The sequence below is a fragment of the Nocardia sp. NPDC058058 genome, assembly GCF_042885355.1.
Lineage (GTDB): Bacteria > Actinomycetota > Actinomycetes > Mycobacteriales > Mycobacteriaceae > Nocardia.
The window spans coordinates 1-1,068 of record NZ_JBHVSA010000056.1; the positions used below are offsets into that span (position 1 = coordinate 1).

1 protein-coding gene is annotated in these 1,068 nt (G+C 70.5%); it reads right to left on the reverse strand.

Annotated features, from left to right (window positions below):
- Positions 1-49 precede the first annotated feature (49 nt).
- Complete coding sequence (locus tag ACFVUS_RS44140; RefSeq protein WP_387781612.1) at positions 50-1,018, reverse strand: ABC transporter permease; 969 nt, start codon at positions 1,016-1,018, stop codon at positions 50-52.
- Positions 1,019-1,068: the final 50 nt, after the last annotated feature.

Sequence of the window (1,068 nt, forward strand, 5' to 3'; positions counted from 1 at the left end):
TGCGTGGACCTTGTAGACGACGTGGACGTCGTCCGCGATGACGGTGGGATCAGCCACGGCCGTACTCCTCCTCGGCCTTCCAGAAGTAGAGGAACCCGCCGACGCCCGCGAGCAGCGCCCAGCCGATGGCGAGCGGCCACACGTGGTGCGGGAGCGAGCGGGCGGTGAAGCTGTCGATCAGCGAGAAGCGCATCAGGTCGATGTAGACGGCCGCCGGGTTGGCCTTGAGGGCCAGCGCCACCCAGTGCGGGAGGTCGTCCCGCTTCAGCACCTTGTCGATGGACCACATGACGCCCGAGGAGTACATCCAGGTGCGCAGGACGAACGGCATCAGCTGGCTGACGTCGGGGCTCTTGCTGCCGATCCGGGCCATGACGAGGGCGCAGCCCGCGCAGAAGACGGCCGTCAGGAGCAGGGTCGGGAAGGCCAGCAGCCAGGAGGGGCCCGGGGTCTGGCCGAGGGCGAGCAGCAGGACGACCAGGGTGCCCATGGTGACGAGCAGCTGCTGGAAGAGCTGGATGACGGTGGAGAGGGGCAGGCTGGCGCGCGGGAAGTGCAGGGCGCGGACCAGGCCGAGGTTGCCGTGGATGGCGCGGGTTCCGGCGTTGACGGAGCTGCCGATGAAGTCCCAGACGAAGATGCCGGTGAGCAGGAACGGGACGTAGTCCGGGACGTTGTGGCTGGCGTTCATGACGACGCCGAAGATGAAGTAGTAGACGGCGGCGTTGAGCAGCGGGGTCGCCAGGTGCCAGAGCTGGCCGAGCCTGGCCGTGCTGTACGTGGCGTGCATCCGGGCGGTGGCGTACGCGGTCACGAAGTGGCGCCGGCCCCAGAGCGCGGCGATGTAGCGGGTCAGGGAAGGCCGGGCGCCGCTGACGGTCAGGCCGTGGGCCGCGGCCAGGGCGGCGGGGCTCGACGGTGCGGTGGCGTCCTTCGGGCGGCCCGGTCCGGGCGGCCGGGGCCGGGCGGGCGCGGTGGGAACGGTCACGGGGCGGCGCCCCTTTCTACGGTCTTCCACGGGCTTCCACGGCGTTTTGCGATGGAACGGGTCCGTATCGTCGCTACGGC